Raw genomic sequence first — 17,951 nt, 5'->3', positions numbered from 1 at the left:
TTCTGATGAGGAGATTCCCAATCTTTAATAACTATGAGCATACTCAATTTTACGTGCAATGGATTCGGTTAAACGAGAGGCTACTTTGGGAACAGCCCATTTAATAATTGGCGTTAACACTGCACCCGATAACCCGCCGGCACGGACTTCCACTGTACAAGTCATGGTGGTTTTACCATTACCATCTTCTGAAATAAAGTGACCGCTTCCTGTAAAATTATCGGATAAACCTTTTAGATCAAACTTAATATTTGAAGGTTCATTCCATTCGGTAATGTCTACCTGCGCTTGGATTGTTTTTTTAATCCCTTTCAAACTACCTTCAAATGTCCAAATAGACTGCTGGTCATTTATGATTGTATGCTCTTTATAGGCTGGTACGGTTGTTGCCCATTTTTCAAGGTCACTGACGTAATCCCAAACTGCTTGAACATTTACTGGAATTTCTACTGTATGTGCTCCTGTTGCCATTATGATCCTCACTTTCACAACTTATGTAGTGTAAATATAAAATAATTATGACATAAAAGACATAAACTTACATCCCTCATTACTCCTAGCTTTCTTTTTTCTAATAATCTTATTAACTCTTGAGCTGAGAATCATAAATTTTTCAATAAACTAAGATTTTCACCATAAAAAATTGTATGATTTGTATATTAATAACAGTGGTAAATATAGGTGATACAAGAAGAGTTATCTATAAGTATAGAAAGAAAGGGGATGCAAAATGATACGCAAAGTATTTTTTACGCTCTTATTGTCCTTACTATTGCTTATTCCGAACATGGTTGACGCAGCAGGATTTAGAGGAGGAAGTTCTTCTCGTTCCCACGGCTCATTTAGTTCTCACGGCAGCAGTTACAGTGGTTCATCACATGGTTCCTCCTACAGTGGTTCAAGCACTAGACGTTCCTCATCCAGCAGTTCAAGTACAAGAAGTTCTGGTTCCAAAAGTTCTTCCTTTTCGGGAGGTTCGAGCACAAAGAGTTCCTCTCATTCTTCAGGAGGAACGAGTACGAAGAGCACCACAAACCGTTATCAAAGGTCAGGTTCTTTCTCAGGCAGAACTTCAACGGTATCAGGCAAAGTCTACTCAGGTAACACGACAAAGGGATATTACCGTGGTCACCCCGTAAGTGTCCATCACTATTATCATGCGGGATATTCACCGTTTGGTTGGTTTGGTTATTACCACGGATTTACAATGGGGATGTTCATGGGAAGTATGTTCCATCCTTGGGGAGCAACTTATTATACGGGTGGACATTACACCAATTACGGTCCTTCACCAATAGCCTGGATCATTGATCTCATAATAGTAATCGTAGTGATTTATTTACTATACGCATTGGTAAGAAGGAACAAAAGTGGTAGAACAGTCTATACAAGGAGATTTTAAACGATGAAACTGAAATTAAATGAACAAGAAGTCGTAGATGGGATTTGTGTATTTGTGGCAAATCAAAGGAACTGTCGTCCAGAAGATGTGGATGTGAAGGAAATTGACGCCAAGGATAACGGAGATATTATTGCAAAAGCTTCCACGCATGGTGGTCAGACACATAAGTACGACAATGATGAAATCTTAGAGGGAATTTTTCAATTCCTAGAAGAATATCACAGCTTCAATCGTGAAGCGATGTATGGAAACGTAGGATTCACAAAAACAGAAGGGTTCTTTGCTGAAATTTTCGTAAATGAACGGTAATCCATGTTTCAATCTTTTGGGGGAATCTAAGAAAGTTATTTTTTAAATGTTTAAAATAATTAAAAAAATACCGGCGGGATTTAAGTTTAATCATGGGCAAAAATGGTAAAATATAGTCAGTGGTGGAATTTTGCCTAGATTATTAGATTAGAAGTTTGGGGGGGAAACAAGTTGCAGAGAAAATGGTTCAGTCTTTTTGCCATGGCGTTCCTGCTGGTGTTTAGTTTGGGGATGGGTGTGCCCGTAGATTCCGCGTCCGCAGCAACCGGAGGATCTATTTCCGTGAGTACTAGTACTAGTGGGGTCATTCTTAAAAGAGGAAGCCGAGGACCTTCTGTAACAGAGCTGCAGAGAAAACTGACATCGCTTGGATATAACACAAAAGGAATAGACGGAGTCTTTGGAGTTAATACAGAAAATGCGGTCAAGCAATTCCAAAAAGCTCGCCATTTACAAGTAGATGGAATTGTAGGCCCGGCTACAGCAAAAGCGCTTGGGATAAACATTCAAAGTCAAAGCAACAGCATGGTATTGAATGTTCCACTGATTAATCAAAATGCTGCCCCTCGTTTAAAAAATGGATGTGAGATAACCAGTTTAGCGATGGTTTTAAACTACCACGGTGTGAAAGTGACGAAAAATACATTAGCAAACCAGGTGAGTAAAGTTCCTTGGACGTACAGTAATGGCTTAAAGGGAAACCCAAATGTAGGGTTTGTAGGTGATATGGCAAACGGACCAGGGCTAGCGGTATACAATGGTCCCGTTTTATCACTTGCGAAAAAATATGTAGGGAATAAAGCGGTTAACCTAACGAAGAAGCCATTTTCTGAAGTATTAAGCTATGTCGGGAAAGGGCTGCCAGTTTGGATTATAACAACAACCACCTTTGCACCGGTATCTAATTTCCAGTCGTGGAATACACCACAGGGACCGATTCGAATTACGTATAGCGAGCATAGTGTTGTGATTACCGGTTATGATCAAAACTATATTTATATAAATAACCCTTATGGCAATAAAAATCAAAAATTAAACAAGTCTACCTTTATTAAAGCTTGGGAACAGATGGGAAGCCAAGCAATCGTCATAATAAAATAAAGTTCACTTGAAGAAAATGCGGAAGGTATTTCTGTCGTGTGCAATATCTTCATACGAATACTACGGGATGCATGATCCCTCAAACAGATGTGCTTTTTCCATAAAGAAAAGGCATTTCATTTACCGTGTCGGGGGTAAATGCATCTCATCGGGCAAAGAAAAGGCATTTCATTTACCGTGTCGGGGATAAATGCATCTCATCGGGCAAAGAAAAGGCATTTCATTTACCGTGTCGGGATAAAATTCACCCCGTCGGGCAATGAAAGAGCTCTTCATTTACCGTGGCCTTTCCTGCCGGAACAGATTGTACGCAACCCGCCCAGCCAAGAATTAAAATTGTATTTTTAGCCTAGGGGAATGTTTCTTCTGTTCAAAGAAAAATAGGATGCCTCCAATTTCATTTGGTAGCATCCTATTTTATGGTCAGCTGCTTTCCAGTGTCATAAAGCCATCCCTCGATAGTGGTATTAGGTAACTTTTTATTTTAATTGGATTTCATTAAATAAACGGATTACAGGACGTATAAGCATTTGGGTACTTCCTGTTATAAATAGACAAACAGCTAGAGTTTCCGTAGATGGAAAAAGAAATAATACACTTCCTATTAAAAATTCAAGCCCTAACAAAATATCGTTTAATGTATAGATCACCTTAAAATTCCTTTTAATAAATAAGCTGAAAGGACCGGCTTTTACTTTAATAGTTCTTTTCTGAAACTTTATTTTAAACATTTGCAGCCTCCTGTGAAAGGTATATCAAATAATATCATTTCATTAAAATCCCTAAAAATCTGTAATGAGACTAATGACATAAGGAGATTACTCCAATTAAGAAGTTGCCAACGGGCAAAAAAGAAAACAAAGGAAACGAAAAACTCCATTTCCTTTGTTTTTTTAATCGACCGGAATTTCTTGGCTATTAAGTAATGAACCTTTTACAACCAAAAACTTGGGCCTGTATCTTTTCTTGTGCAGACACAACAAACATCCCTTTACGAATGTACTACCCCATTGATAGTGGAAAGTAACAATTTTTTTATGCCATCAAACATTTCTCCTGCTAGTAGATATAAAAATCCTAAATTGGTAACGAAGATCCTTTCTGAATACCATATTCGACATTAAGTGAAATGACTAAAAATAGTATCATTCAAGATGTCAAAAAGAACCAGTAATGATTTTTTAAACATTGAAAGAAGACGTATGCCAATTCATACGCCTTTTTTGTGTTCTAGGAAATGATAGATTTACTACTTATGGATAACTTTTTACAGGGTTAGATACGTCCAGGTTTATAAATTATAGGAACAACCGCTGGAACAGCCAAATCGCACCTAACGCCACAATCGCATACGAACCGTAGGTGACTACTTTTCCAGAGTTCTTCAACTTAAATAAGTACGATAATAACGGAAGCAGCAGACAGACAATCGTCAGCTGAACCGCTTCAATCCCCAGATTGAAATTAATCAGTGCCACAGCCAAATGACTCTTCGGAATGGCCATCTCTTTTAAAATTGTCGCAAAGCCAAGGCCGTGAATCAAACCAAACAGGAACGTGATGCTCCAGCGATAGCGGATTTCTTTTCTAAAAATATTCTCCAGCGCGACATAACAAATACTAAAGGCAATCACGGCCTCGACAAAACGAGAAGGGAGCGTAACCCACCCCAATACCGCCAGACTAAGCGTAATACTATGGGCAATCGTAAACGACGTAACAATTGCCGCATACTGTTTAAAGGTTTGCTTTCGCAGCAGTAAAGCCAGCAAAAATAGCAGGTGATCATAACCAGTTAAAATATGAAGCATGCCTAGTTTAAAAAAGGAAAACCAAGATGTGCTAGGCGTTTTTTCAACAGGGGGTGCGGCCGGCTTCGGCTGCACTTGATGAGAATCAGGCTGTGCCGTTTGCCCTTGCTCCTGCTGAATTTCCGTTACTAAAACCGTCCAGGTCCGCTCTTTTCCTTGTAAGACACCTTCGGTTGATTCCCCATTAATCGTAGCTGTGATCAGGTCGACATAGTTGGTGCCGGTGTCATGAAAATAAAAACCATCATTATAGTTAATCGTGTCACCAGGTGAAAAGGCCGGGAACGTCATATAAGTAGAAAGAAATTCTTTATTTTCCTTTTTAACAAGTTTCATACTTGTTATTTTAGGAGTTTGCTCCTTGTTTCCTTTGTCAAGTGTCAGGCCTTCCTCAATTAGCTCTTCGAGATGATGTTTGTTTTTAGTGATTTCCGATTTTTCAAGGACAAAGTTTTTATTTGCATCAATTGAGGGTAATAATTCAAGAATAGACAATGTATCCAGCGTAAAGACAAGTTCTGTGTGTTTACTGTTCATTGTTATCTTTGTATAACTCGCACTGTAAGCATGTGCGGACGCTTTAGAAGGAATAGAAATCCAAACTAATAGAATGGTCAATAATACAAAGATTAGAGGTCTGATTCGCTGTTTGTCGAAAAATATAGGCACAGTATTCCTCCTGAAATTACTATATTTAAATAATGTAAGTATAGGGTTATAGAGTGGAAAAAACCCCAAATATATTTCTATATAAACATATTTTAAACCCATTTGTATACATGGAAATAACTACTAAATAAATAAAGTTCATAAATCTGACAAACAATATATCATTGTAATTTAAAATTTTGTAGAATAGTAGTGTAATTGAAATTATTCAGAAAGAAAGGGGATTTCGATCTACTTTTTGTCGAAAAAACTATAAAAGGGTGGAGAATGAATGAAGGGGAAGAATAGGCAGTTTAAGCGATGGACAAGTTCGTTCATGGCAGCACTTCTATTAATTGGTACATTTTTGCCGAGTAGTTTAATAGGCAGAGCTCATGCTGAGCAGGCTGATCATGTGGTGATCTCCCAAGTGTATGGGGCTGGAGGTAACAGCGGGGCTACTTATTCAAATGATTTTATTGAATTATACAATCCAACAGATAAGGATGTTTCCTTGGATGGATGGTCAGTTCAATATGCGAGCTCAACTGGTACGGGATGGAGCGTCACTCCTATCGTAACAGGTACGATAAAATCTCACGGTTATTTTTTAATTCAAGGGGCAATAGGTACTACAGTAAAGGACAAGCCGTTACCAACAGCTGACGTGACTGGCTCTCTTGCAATGGGGGCAGGTACAGGCAAAGTGGTCCTAGTTAACTCTACCACTGCTGTTTCGGGACAATATCCAACAGGTGTAATCGATTTTGTCGGATATGGAACAGGGACCGTTGGTTACGAAGGGACAACTGGCCCAACAAAATCACTATCAGCGACATTAAGTGCAGTCCGTATACCGTATGCCAATACAGCACCGGCTCAAGGTCTTGGTAATGCATGGGATACAGACGATAATGCAGCTGATTTTGTTACAGTTTCACCAACTCCTAGAAACACAGCAAGCCCAACAGAAGCTCCAATGGTTCCTGTAACCAGCTTGCAGCCAAAAGGAAATAATATTCAATATACAACAGACAAAGTTACCGGGCTGTCAGAAGCAGTGGAAGCGAATTCAACGGTAAAAGCCTATGCAAGTGCAGCAAAAGGTACGGCACTGGCATCAGCGACGGCAAAGGCAGACGGTTCTTTTGAACTTAACTTGCCAGCTGGCACTAACTTAACATCTGTTTATATTGCTGCAACCCAAAGTGGTTTGGCAGAAAGTGCTGCCATCCAAATTAATGCAGCAATCGCTAGTACAGATGTTCAACAAGCGAAACTTAGCTATGCAGTAGCAAATGGCGTCGGAACATTAATCGGCAGTGCAGGAGCGGCTTCTGCAAATGCCACCATTAATGTGTACTCACCAACAAACACGAAATTAAATACCGAAGAAATTAAAGCAGGTACACAAGGAGAATTCTCGGCTACCATTAACAATGCTCCTGATACCGTATCAGTCACTCAAAAAACAAGTTCTACAAAAGGCATCATGCTAGAAAGTAATCCTGTTTCCGTAACAAAAGCGGATACCACACAGATTACAAAACTAAATGAAGTTCGTTCATATAATTCCAATGGTCAGCCTTTAAATGTAGATAAATATTTTACTATTGAAGGCGTTGCCACTGTTGATAACCAGATTCTTGGAGCACAGAAACAAAACTTCTATCTTCAAGACGATACAGCTGGAATTAATATTTTCAGTACGGCTTATGAAACACCATTTAAGGTAACAAAAGGGGATAAGCTAAGAATTACGGGTAAAGTTCTTGTTTATAACGGCTTAACTGAATTTGAACCTACCGCAATTGTAAAATTAAGTGAAGGGAATCCAATCCCTGATTCCAAATCATTATCAATCGTTGATTCAACAACTTTTGCCACAGCTGAACCGCTAGAAGGAAGTCTTGTAACCATTACAGGTAAGGTTTCTGCGACAGCAAGCACACCTCCGAACTACAATGTGACCTTTGTCGATGAAAACAACAAAGCAACCACATTGCGGGTGATGAGCACGACAGGAATTGTTCCAGATAACGATTTAGTCGTAGGCAAAAGCTACACAGTTACTGGTATTTTAGGTCAATATACAACCAACAAAACACAACTTACATCCGGGTATCAATTATATCCGCGTGCGGTAAGTGATATTGCACCAATTTTAGGCATCACACACACAGCATTAACAAAAGTCTACAAAGATGCAAATGTAGAATTTGAAGCCAATGCTGATGGTGCTGAATCGGTCACACTTTACTACCGAGCAACAGGTACAACCGGTTATACAGCATTACCAATGGTAAACGGAGGCGACGGGCGCTATACGGCTACATTAACAGCAGCCAATGTCCCTCAAAACGGCTTTGACTATTACATCGAAGCAAAAGCAGGTGAACAAGTACAAACAGCTGGAACCAGTGCAGCTCCATATCCAGTAACCCTAATTGAAGATACCACTGGACCAGAAATTTCAGGTTTAACACCACAGGATACAACAAAAATAGAAAGCCCAACACCAGAAATTTCTGCTTTAATTGATGACGCAAGCGGTGTCGACCAAACAACTGTTCAAATGTGGCTGGATGGCCAAGAGCTAACAGCACCAGCGGCAACAATCAGCAAAACACAGGTAAAATACACACCTGAAACAGATCTTGCCCTTGGCACACACAAGGTAAAGGTTTCAGCAAAAGATTCAAAAGGCAACTTAACAGAAAAAGAATGGACATTTGAAGTGGTTCCACGTTTTACAGGCGGAAATCACTACCGTGGGACAACCCATAACCATACCAATATCTCTCATGACGCAGCCGGTACACCTGAAGATGCGTTAAAAGCAGGTAAGTTCCATCATTACGATTGGTTTGCTTTCTCAGATCACTCTCATGATATCGACCCTGAAAAATTGGGAACAGACACAGTAGCACGTACAACAGCAGATGGGAAGTCGGTACCAGAACGTTCTGGCGGATCGGACTGGCAGTTAACAAAAGATCTTGCTAAAAAGTACACATCCGATGATTATGTCGTTTTCCCGGCATTTGAGATGACTTCAACAACATGGGGACACTCTAACATCTTCGGTACTGATAACTTTATCGACCGAAATATTAACGGAAAACAATACCAAGACTTAAGCCAGTACTATGCATGGGTTATGACATACGACGATATCGTGGGCCAATTCAACCACCCAGATATGTCAGCGAATGCGTTCAACAACTTTAAGCCTTATGATGCAAAAGTAGACAAGCTATTCACCATGTTAGAGGTAGGAAATGGTTCCGGCCACTACGGCTATGCTAACGCGGAAGGTAAATTCTATTCTGCCTTAGATTTAGGCTGGCACGTCGCACCAACATATGGTGAAGACAACCATGAAGGAACATGGGGTCAAGTCAATGCCCGTACGGTTATCGTTGCAGACGACCTTAAACAGGCATCACTGCTTCACTCGATGCGTAATATGCGCGTTTATATGGAAGAAGATCCGAACTTCACCTTAGACGTTTTAGCCAATGGTTATTACATGGGTTCAACCGTCGACAGCAAAAATCTTAAATTTAACATTAAGGGCAGCGATTTAGTGGCAGAAGCTCATAACGATACAGATTATAGCTATCTTCCAACAAGCTACAAATCAGACGACCGAATTGCCAAAGTTGAATTAATCACCAATGGCGGCAAAGTGGTCGATTCGATTACGCCGATGGAAAAAGACTTCACTTGGACTCCATCTTATTCAGTTACAGGCGGCCAGCAATGGTTTGTAGTAAAAGTAACCCAAATGGACGGCGAACGAATTTACTCTTCACCAATCTGGTCAAAAGAAGAACCAGTGGATGTAAAAGTAAACAGCATTGATGTCGACGGCGGCGTCGTGATCGGCGGTAACCCGGCAACATTAAAAGCAACCGTTGCAAACAACGGTACACAACCAGTTAAAAACCTAAAGGTAGACTTCTATTATGATGAAGTAAACCAAACCAACTTAATTGGAACAAGCAACATTTCTTCGATTCTACCGAAGAGTTCAGCAACTGCATCGGCAACGTGGGCTGCCCCATTAACAGGTGACCACAAAATAATCGCTGTAGTTACCTCATTAGACGGTCTGGACCTAGGGGACACGAAGTTTACCTTACCAGTAAAAATTAAAGAGCCGCTCGGCGTGAAAGTATTAATTGATGCCAACCATGGCAATGAAAATACAAGTGGCGACAGTGGAACATATAAGGATAACCTAAAAGCATTTACCCTTATGCTACAAAAAGAAGGCTATACCGTTACGGAAAATAAAACAGCCCTTACAGATGAGGTATTAGCCGGTGTGAAGGTACTCGTACTCACCCACACAAGAACAGCCTTAACTGCTGCAGAAGATACAGCCGTGGCGAATTTTGTGAAAAATGGCGGTTCCTTGTTAATGGCAGGGAAGAGCAATAACAGTACCGACCCTACAATGAACAATGCCTTATTAGGTGAGATGGGCTCGGCGATCCGCATGAGCAGTGATGGAGTCTTTGACGACAGCAAGAGCGGTAACTTCTGGAGTGATCCAAAGGTCAGCCCATATGCAGTCCGAGTGCATCCAGGATTAGTCTCAAACTTAATTACCGACCGCGTATCCTTTATTGATTACTACAGCGGTTCAAGTCTATCAGGCGCAAATAATCAGCCACTAACAGATACTGGTAAGGTGACCATCCTTGCAAAAGGAAATGAAACCACCTACCAAGGCAATATCAAAGGCGGATACACCTACGATGCGGTTTCCGATGAAACCGGCGGTTCGGCGATTCCATTAATTGCCTCTGAAGAAATTGGATCGAACGGACGGATTGTCGTGTCCGGTATGAACATCTTCAATGACAAACAAATAGATGAATCATATGAGCCAAAAGGAAATGATGAATTCACATTAAATGCCGTCAACTGGCTCGCACATCGTGAAACGAAAGTATCCAAAATTGCCGATGTCCGTTCGAAAGAAGACGGTACAGATGTAGTTGTAGAGGGTACAGTGACAACAGGAGCAGACAATTTCTTTGATGCGTTCTACCTCCAGGATGAAACAGGCGGTATTATGGCATTCCAAGAAGTTCCGTCAGGTTCACTGAAACTAGGCGACAAAGTCCGTGTCCATGGTCACATTAAGACATTTGAAAATAACAAAGAACTAGAATTTACAACCTTTGCAAGCGACGTGATTAAAATTGGTTCAGGCGATCCAGTCCAACCTAAGACAGTTAGCACTGGTGAAGCAACCTCTGCTGCAAACCAAGGTCTACTTGTAAAAGTAACAGGAAAAGTCGTATCAAAGTATGACGATAATTCCTATGTGATCAATGATGGCTCTGGTGATGTGTTATTCTTCACAGACGGATACATTGTCAACCAAAGCGGTCCTGTTCCAGTTCTTAAAGTAGGCGACACGTTAGAAGCCGTCGGTCTTTCTGGATCATTTTCAGAAGGGACTCGGATCCGTGTAAGAAACACGAAAGAATTGGTTGGAACAGATACATCAGCTCCAGAAGCACCAGTTGTAAATGGGGTAACAGATCAAGATAAAGCAATCTCTGGCACAACCGAAGCAAATGCGACCGTAACAGCAACAGCAGGCGGCCAAGAAATTGGTACGGCAACAGCTGATGCAGATGGTAAATTTACGATTTCTATTGAAAAACAAACAGCAGGAACTAAGATTGCCGTAACAGCAACAGACGTTGCAGGAAATCATGGTGTAGCTACTGAAGTCACTGTAAGTGATGCAACAGCTCCTGATGCACCAGTAGTATATGAGGTAACGGATAACTCTGTTGTGATTACTGGTACAACCGAGGCGAATGCTAAGGTAGAGGCAAAGGTTGCTGGTGAAGTAATTGGTACCGCAACGGCAGATGAAGCGGGCAATTACTCGATCACAATCGAGAAGCAAGCAGCGGGAAGCAGAATTTCCGTCACAGCAACAGATGCTGCCGGTAATGTCAGCGAAGCTGCTGAAGTAACCGTACTTGATCGAACAGCACCACAAGCTCCAGTTGTAACTAACGTAACAGATCAAGATGAGGTTATCACGGGTACAACGGAAGCAAATGCGACCGTAAAAGCAGTGGCAGGCGACAAAGAAATTGGTACCGCCACAGCAGATGCGGATGGTAAGTTTACAATTACAATTGGAAAACAAACAGCAAGTACTAATATTGCCGTAACAGCAACAGACGCTGCTGGAAATCATAGTGTAGCTACTGAAGTAACTGTAATTGACGTAACAGCTCCAGTTGCACCAAGCATCAACCCAGTAAACGATAACGATCGCGTAATCACTGGTTCAGCGGAGTCAGGTGCAACAGTAGTAGCGAAGGTCAATGACCTAGAGATTGGGAAAGTAAAAGCTGGCTTTGACGGCACATTTACCATTGACATTGCCAAGCAACCAGCTGGTTCAACCATCTCCATTACGGCTACAGATGCAGCTGGTAACATTAGTTTAGCTACTAGTGTAAAAGTTGCAGATGAAAAAGTAACGAAGGTAAGTGTCACAACAGCTAAGCCTGGTACACAGGTATTTAAAGATCCAATTCAATTTACAGCAGTCTCAGAGGGCAGCAGAACTCCTGTATATCGTTTCTACATCATCGATAAAAAGGGAAATGTCATCTACACACAAGACTATGAGACAAGCAACACATTGACTTGGACAGCTAAAATTCCTGGAACCTATACGGTTGTTGTAGAAGCCAAGGATCAGTTTAATTTTGGTCTAATCACACCGTATTCTGAGGCAAGAACTCAATTAACATTTGAGGTTGCGGCAGGGAAGGCTACTAAATAGTTTTTAAAAACGTAAATATTTTTTAATAGTTTGTTCATATATAGGGGGTAGAATAAGGACATGAAGAGGTAAGCTAATTCAACCCTTTTTCATGACCCCCTTTATATAGAATCGTTGTCCGGCCTCGTGCCGGATATTTTTTTGCGGCTATAATATTTGTTGGGGTCTAAACACAAAAAGTGGACAAAAAAATACACGCAAACATCCTACTTCTTTTATACTAGAATTGTCGAGAAACAAGTTAAATTATTATACCATTCCTTCTTCAGTTAACCTGCCAGTGGAACAAGAAAAAAGAGCCGTTGCAACAAGATGAATTTAACTAAGGAATATTTCGATTCCGTGGAAATAGAGGAAAACTCGTCAACTCCCAAGTGTGATTGACGGGCTTTTTTGTGTTTATCATATCTTCTAGCAAATGTTTCAAGTCAAGAGTACTCGGGTAAACATTCTATAGACCTCAATGTAATTTTTTTACTGCATTAGTACATTATGGGAGGCGTGGTAGTATGAGCATGGAAAAAAGAATCGTTGGAGCATTTTATTCAGAGCAAGAAGTCTTGTATGCGATTGAAGGTTTGAAACGTCAGGGGCATCGGGAAACAGATATGATGGTTGTGGCAAAATATCGAAGTGACATTCCGTTAATCACTTCCCAAACTGGCGTCATGGTCGAAGCGGATACACAGGTAAGTACCTTAGCTGGTGTCATGATGGAAAGCTTTTTTTCCTTGATGACGATAGGAATGGGTGGAAGCCCGTCAAACGCCATGTCCAGCAGGCTTATTGAGAGGGGACTACCAGTATTTACGGCAAAACAGTGTGAAAAGGAAATAAATAATGGAAAAATGATTTTACTGGTTGATACGTATGAAACTTACAATAGTCCTATTTATGAGGATCAAATTGAGACCGAAAAAACAACAGCTGTCCGACTTCGTGAAGAAAAGCTTGATATTATAAAAGAGCGTGTCCAAGTCGGGGAATTACAGCTCCAAAAAGAAATAGTTGAAGAACAGCGAACTGTTTATGTACCACTTTTACGTGAAGAAATATATATAGAGCGCCGTCCTGTCACTGATGGAAAGTATGATGGCAGCGCATTTACAGAGGATGAAATCATTCGTATTCCTATAATGGAAGAACGAATAGAAGTAACGAAAAGACCTGTAGTGGTTGAAGAAGTGATTGTAGGCAAACGAAAAATTCAAGAAACAAAGCAAGTACAGGATATTATTAGAAAAGAAGAAGCTCGAATTGTGGAACGTTCTGTCCCATCGGTTACGGAAGAAGTGACTTTGCTGAAGGCTGATATTGGGCAAGAAGAAGTTATAGAGGAAAGCCCAGATATTTTAATAGTGGAAGGAAATCCCGACATTGAAAGCATAATGAAAGAGGAGAAAAAGGAAGAAACCCGCGAAAAACGCACAGGCTCCCTAGTTGTTAAAGGAGAGAAATACAAACCAGAAGTATCTTCAAATAATAAGATGGAAGCGAACGGAGTGCAAACAGGTTCTACTGTTATAAATGAAAGTGAAAGTGAAGTACCGATTACAGTAGCTAATGTGAAAGAAGAAATCCACAGTAACGAAAATTCTTCGAAAGAGGAAAATAAAAATCAAATAAAAAATAAGAAAAAATAATCATTGTCAGTGATTAAAATTAGATAGTCCTACTGTAAAAAAGCTGATTTCAAAAGACTAAATTGTCCCCTTTTGAAGTCAGCTTTTTTCTGTTGAATTATAAAAAAACTGAAAGCCATTGTCGCTTTGAGAACCATCATCGGTTTGCTGGGTGTTTGGGTCTTCCGTTTTTGAACTAGCATTTGAGCATGCAGTAGCAGCTCCAAGTAACAATAAAAGATTATAAACTCTGACATGCCCTATCACGTCGTTACCCTAATCCGCTTTAAATCTTCCACCTGGCCGTCTTCCTTTCATTATGCAGTTGCCGCAGGTTCGATGATGACGTAATTTGTGTGCCTAACCACTGTCTTTGCTGTATCATATTCAAGCTTTTCATGTGTTTCATCAGATACTTTCACAATTACACTATTGTCCCTTACGATTTCAACTTCCCCTTCACATATTAGGTCTTTTCTTTTAAAGGAAATGCGGTCGCCAATCTTAGCTTTTTTTGTTGTCATACATTTTCTCCCCTTAAACAAAATACATAATTAATACAAATTAGTGCATTACATAAAGTCTTCCTATTAATTACTCTTTATCCTGTTGAATTCACCTTTAATCTGCACTTAACCTAAAAAAAACAATGTAAAAGAAGGATCCTCTGGGAGCCTTTTCCGTTAATAATCTTTATATGGCAAACGAATGACTTCCGATTTGCCTGATTACATGACGGGAGAAAATCCAGTTATCACTAACAAGACGTGGATTATAATAATATACCGCACCACGGCTCGGGTCCCAACCAAGGAACGCATCCCTTGCGGCCTGATATGCTGAAGAATCAGGGGTTAAAAAGTACTGGCCATCCTGTACTGCGGAAAAGGCATTCCTTTGGAAAATAACCTGAGGTATGGTATTAGGAAACATATTTGATTGGGCTCGGTTCAGAATGACAGCAGCAACTGCAACTTGCCCTTCATAGCTTTCACCACGTGCCTCGCCATAAACAACATGTGCCATCATGTCAATCTCCTCAAGTCTTTTTGATGTTTTAGGACCTACCATTCCAAGTGCCTCGATGTTGAAATCCTGTTGGAATCTTTTCACTGCATTTTCTGTAACGGGGCCATAATAGCCTGTAACTTGAGAATCGAAATAACCTATTTCCTTTAAAATTGTCTGAGTATGTATGATTTGGTCCCCAGTTGAACCAACAGATAGTTGTGCTGCTTCGGCTGCCCGAAGTGAGAAACTAAAACTTAAAACAAAAACCCCAAGGCAAATCAAATTTTTAACAAGCTTCATTATGTCCTCCTTGTTCATAGTAATAGCCTTAAGTATGCATACTTCCTTCCCTTGGGTAATTTCCCTTTGCCATTGTTTTTAAACAAATTTTATTAAAAGGGGAACATTATACCAGGTTTAATCCACTGTTTTACAAAAAAAGAGGGCTTTAATGGTCCGCCTTTTTTCACAGCCCCATTAGGGAAATAACTTGGTTGCTGTGTTTACTTCATTTGGAAACAGCCATCTGGTCTTAGTAAAAGAAAAGAGCTGATAATCTCTGTATGATTTCAGCTCTTTCTTTTGTTAAAGGAAAAAATTAACCAAATCGTCTCATGTAAAATATTAAGGTTCCAATTATTGTTAATAAGCATCAAATTTATGTTAATAAAAATGCTGGGGGATTATTTAAAGAGGCGTTAGATGGGAATTCTACGAAACTAAAGATCAATTCTACATAACATACACATAATTCTACGAAACCACAAACTAATTCTACAAAAATTGGAAAATCAGACCCAATCCCATAAAAAAAGACTCTTACAACGAATGTAAGAGCCCACATCTTTAATATTAATAAACCTTCACCAAAACCGACCGACTTTGATTTCCCGCCTTATCCATCGCAGAAACATCAAGAGTAGATCCTATAGCCTGTGCTTTAATAGCCGCTTTGAAATTTCCATACTTGTCGGACACGGCTTTTCCTACCAAGCTAGTACCCTTATAAATATAAACTGTTGCGCCCACTTCAGCTTTACCAGTAATTGTGGTTGACCGATACGTCACCTTATTAACACTTGGTGCAGCTGGAGGAGTCTTATCGATCACCGTAACCGAAGTATAACTTTGATTCCCTACTTTATCACTGGCATAAATCGTGACAACCGTTCCGGCTTTTTGCGCACGAGCCATTTTGACCACAAACGTTCCAGCAGTGGTAGCAATGCCTTGTCCTAATACTGTGCTTCCGGTCTTAACCACAACCTTTGCACCAGCTTCCGTTTTACCGATAATCACCGTTTGATTATCTTTAAGCGAAGAAGTAATAGCTGGTTTTACAGGAGCAGTTTTATCTAAGACAGTAATCGTCACATCAGGACTTTTATTGCCTCCGCTGTCCTGAGCATAAATAGTCAGTTTGGTTCCAGCCTTTTGCGCAGCGATTTTTATCGAAAACCCTGAGCTAGTAGCAGTAGCCGTTCCTAACACCGTTGAGCCAGATTTAACGTATACCGTTGTTCCGGCTTCTGCCTTACCTGTAACAGTTGTTTGATTATCACCGACAGGATTGACGCTTGGTGCAGCCGGAGGGATTGTATCTTTAACCGTTATAGAAGTGGTACTACTCGAGTTTCCTGCTGCATCTACAGCATAAACAGACAAGATGGTACCGCCAGTTTGTTTAGAAATAGGAACGCTAAAATTACCTGTATCATCAGCTGCAGCATAACCGAGTTGTGTGCTGCCTTTCTTTACATAAACGGTGGCTCCAGCCTCCGTTATGCCAGTTACGGCGGTATCCTGATCACTAACCTGATTAACGGCTGAAAGTGCTGGTGGTGTCATATCAATATCGTCACCTAAGAGGGTGTAGGTAATATCCGAGTCTTTATCTGTAGGCGCTGTAAATGGTAAATCAGTTACTTTAACAACCGCGCCGCCGCCATGTAAATCAGTTCCATAACCGCTGTAGATCTTAGGATTTAACGCATCAAAGGCAGGTTCTCCTTTAAATCCATAGAGTCCAGTAGCCTGCTTTAACAATAAGGCCTCTCTAAATGAGGTCATAAATTTCCCGAATGTCATATTCGGGTCAATGTATTTTTGAATCACCGCTTCAACGGCACGATAATCATTATTTGGATTATCGAGGATTTCCTTAAAGATCTTGTCGCCTTGGCCCGCTTGAAGCTTGAGATATTGGAAGAACAAGTAGGATAAGGAGTAGTTAGACAAGACATCACCGTAATCATCCCAGTACAATAACGAATGACCGTTGGTAATTGAATCAGAGTAATTGTAATAATCAATCCGATCCGTTAGGGGGCTGCCTGTATAGATCTGTTCAGCGGCCATTGATAATCCTTCATCTAACCACGTATCCATTTGGGTAGTGCTACCTTCGATAAAGGCCGTACGGTTAAAGTCCACCATGTGTTGAAATTCATGGGCTAGTGTACTGTAAGCTTGTGAAACATCTTTTCCAGAACCAAGTCCCATCGTTGGATAGGTATCAATGTTGAAGACTTCCATTTTATTAGAGTCGGGAAGGTCATATAGGTCGTATGGATTGAAGTATCCTGCCACATAACCGCCGGTTCCGCTAAAGCCATCCTGGATATCATAGCAAAGGATATTTACTTTCCCATTTCCATCGACATCGGATTCCATCCCAAAGTTGGTATTGACCATCGGTTTTATTTTCGTATCAAACTCTTGACCGAGCTTTTGGGCATCGGCAGTCGTAATTTGATTGTTATAGACCCACACGTTTGAGTTTGTCCCGCTATAAAGCAATTTGGCCGTAATTTGATAATCATAATCTGATTCAATATTGGCTACCCAAAAAGATTTGCTGTCTCCTACGGCAAACGACGAGGCAGACAACGTATTCCGACGAAGCTTACTAGTTTTGTTTTTTGCGATATTAAAAGGTTTAACATAATCCATTTTATAAGCACTAGGCTTTATTTGTTTATTAAATGTATAGTTCTTGTTATTAATCTTAAAAGATCCTGTATAGGCGGTTCCATCTCCGTCTGCGGACTCGTTATTGATAATCACATAGCCCTGGCCTGCTGTGATCGCATGTGCGGTTCCTCCAGCAGAAACAGAGAATATTAGAAGGCAGGATAAGACGATACAAGATAATCGGTTAAATGTATTCATAAGAGCTCCTCTCACTCATCATTGATTTCTGTCTATTA

At 40.4% G+C, this 17,951-nt stretch carries 11 protein-coding genes; 5 read left to right on the top strand and 6 right to left on the bottom strand.

All coding sequences use genetic code 11. From position 1 onward, the window contains the following. Window positions 1-24: 24 nt before the first annotated feature. A complete protein-coding gene (locus tag L1999_RS27865; protein ID WP_235741499.1) occupies window positions 25-471 on the bottom strand; it encodes an SRPBCC family protein in 447 nt (148 codons plus the stop codon). 259 nt (window positions 472-730) lie between these two features. Here L1999_RS27865 and L1999_RS27860 point away from each other — a divergent pair, with 259 nt between their 5' ends. The 3 genes from L1999_RS27860 to L1999_RS27850 all read left to right on the top strand — a co-directional run bounded on the left by L1999_RS27860 (window position 731) and on the right by L1999_RS27850 (window position 2,812). Then, window positions 731-1,402, top strand: coding sequence for a hypothetical protein (locus L1999_RS27860; RefSeq protein ID WP_235741498.1), 672 nt, complete (start codon window positions 731-733; stop codon window positions 1,400-1,402). A gap of 3 nt (window positions 1,403-1,405) precedes the next feature. Continuing rightward, entirely contained in the window at window positions 1,406-1,711 is a 306-nt protein-coding gene (locus L1999_RS27855) for a DUF2653 family protein (protein WP_235741497.1), read from the top strand. Between the two features lie 171 nt (window positions 1,712-1,882). After that, window positions 1,883-2,812, top strand: a complete 930-nt coding sequence (locus L1999_RS27850) for a C39 family peptidase (protein ID WP_235741496.1) — start codon at window positions 1,883-1,885, stop codon at window positions 2,810-2,812. Between the two features lie 479 nt (window positions 2,813-3,291). Here L1999_RS27850 and L1999_RS27845 read toward each other — a convergent pair whose 3' ends face one another. After that, window positions 3,292-3,543 carry a YrhK family protein gene (locus L1999_RS27845; RefSeq protein ID WP_215046995.1) on the bottom strand — a complete coding sequence of 84 codons (252 nt, stop codon included), beginning with the start codon at window positions 3,541-3,543 and terminating at the stop codon, window positions 3,292-3,294. A 567-nt stretch (window positions 3,544-4,110) separates the two neighbouring features. After that, window positions 4,111-5,292, bottom strand: coding sequence for a HupE/UreJ family protein (locus L1999_RS27840; RefSeq protein ID WP_235741495.1), 1,182 nt, complete (start codon window positions 5,290-5,292; stop codon window positions 4,111-4,113). A 271-nt stretch (window positions 5,293-5,563) separates the two neighbouring features. Between L1999_RS27840 and L1999_RS27835 the strand changes: the two genes are divergently transcribed. Further along, window positions 5,564-12,109, top strand: a complete 6,546-nt coding sequence (locus L1999_RS27835) for a DUF4350 domain-containing protein (protein ID WP_235741494.1) — start codon at window positions 5,564-5,566, stop codon at window positions 12,107-12,109. A 509-nt stretch (window positions 12,110-12,618) separates the two neighbouring features. After that, window positions 12,619-13,752, top strand: a complete 1,134-nt coding sequence (locus L1999_RS27830) for a YsnF/AvaK domain-containing protein (RefSeq protein ID WP_235741493.1) — start codon at window positions 12,619-12,621, stop codon at window positions 13,750-13,752. 296 nt (window positions 13,753-14,048) lie between these two features. Here the strand turns inward: L1999_RS27830 and L1999_RS27825 are convergent, their stop codons facing one another. The 3 genes from L1999_RS27825 to L1999_RS27815 all read right to left on the bottom strand — a co-directional run bounded on the left by L1999_RS27825 (window position 14,049) and on the right by L1999_RS27815 (window position 17,913). Next, window positions 14,049-14,255: a DUF2187 family protein gene (locus L1999_RS27825; protein ID WP_235741492.1), complete on the bottom strand. Its 207-nt coding sequence runs from the start codon at window positions 14,253-14,255 to the stop codon at window positions 14,049-14,051. 169 nt (window positions 14,256-14,424) lie between these two features. Beyond that, on the bottom strand, window positions 14,425-15,042 hold the full coding sequence (locus L1999_RS27820; RefSeq protein ID WP_235741491.1) for a cell wall hydrolase: 618 nt from the start codon (window positions 15,040-15,042) through the stop codon (window positions 14,425-14,427). A 552-nt stretch (window positions 15,043-15,594) separates the two neighbouring features. Further along, window positions 15,595-17,913 carry an Ig-like domain-containing protein gene (locus L1999_RS27815; protein ID WP_235741490.1) on the bottom strand — a complete coding sequence of 773 codons (2,319 nt, stop codon included), beginning with the start codon at window positions 17,911-17,913 and terminating at the stop codon, window positions 15,595-15,597. Between the last annotated feature and the right edge of the window lie 38 nt (window positions 17,914-17,951).

Origin of the sequence: Neobacillus drentensis, assembly GCF_021560175.1 — a bacterium.
GTDB classification, from domain to species: Bacteria; Bacillota; Bacilli; order Bacillales; family Cytobacillaceae; genus Neobacillus; species Neobacillus drentensis_A.
Note: the sequence above shows the minus strand (reverse complement) of the source record. Positions and strands in the feature narration are given on the sequence as shown.

What these genes read in the sequence shown, in the direction of transcription:
- L1999_RS27865 (WP_235741499.1), bottom strand. Translation starts at nt 471, where the DNA reads ATGGCAACAGGAGCACATACAGTAGAAATTCCAGTAAATGTTCAAGCA.
- L1999_RS27860 (WP_235741498.1), top strand. Translation starts at nt 731, where the DNA reads ATGATACGCAAAGTATTTTTTACGCTCTTATTGTCCTTACTATTGCTT.
- L1999_RS27855 (WP_235741497.1), top strand. Translation starts at nt 1,406, where the DNA reads ATGAAACTGAAATTAAATGAACAAGAAGTCGTAGATGGGATTTGTGTA.
- L1999_RS27845 (WP_215046995.1), bottom strand. Translation starts at nt 3,543, where the DNA reads ATGTTTAAAATAAAGTTTCAGAAAAGAACTATTAAAGTAAAAGCCGGT.
- L1999_RS27835 (WP_235741494.1), top strand. Translation starts at nt 5,564, where the DNA reads ATGAAGGGGAAGAATAGGCAGTTTAAGCGATGGACAAGTTCGTTCATG.
- L1999_RS27830 (WP_235741493.1), top strand. Translation starts at nt 12,619, where the DNA reads ATGAGCATGGAAAAAAGAATCGTTGGAGCATTTTATTCAGAGCAAGAA.
- L1999_RS27825 (WP_235741492.1), bottom strand. Translation starts at nt 14,255, where the DNA reads ATGACAACAAAAAAAGCTAAGATTGGCGACCGCATTTCCTTTAAAAGA.
- L1999_RS27820 (WP_235741491.1), bottom strand. Translation starts at nt 15,042, where the DNA reads ATGAAGCTTGTTAAAAATTTGATTTGCCTTGGGGTTTTTGTTTTAAGT.
- L1999_RS27815 (WP_235741490.1), bottom strand. Translation starts at nt 17,913, where the DNA reads ATGAATACATTTAACCGATTATCTTGTATCGTCTTATCCTGCCTTCTA.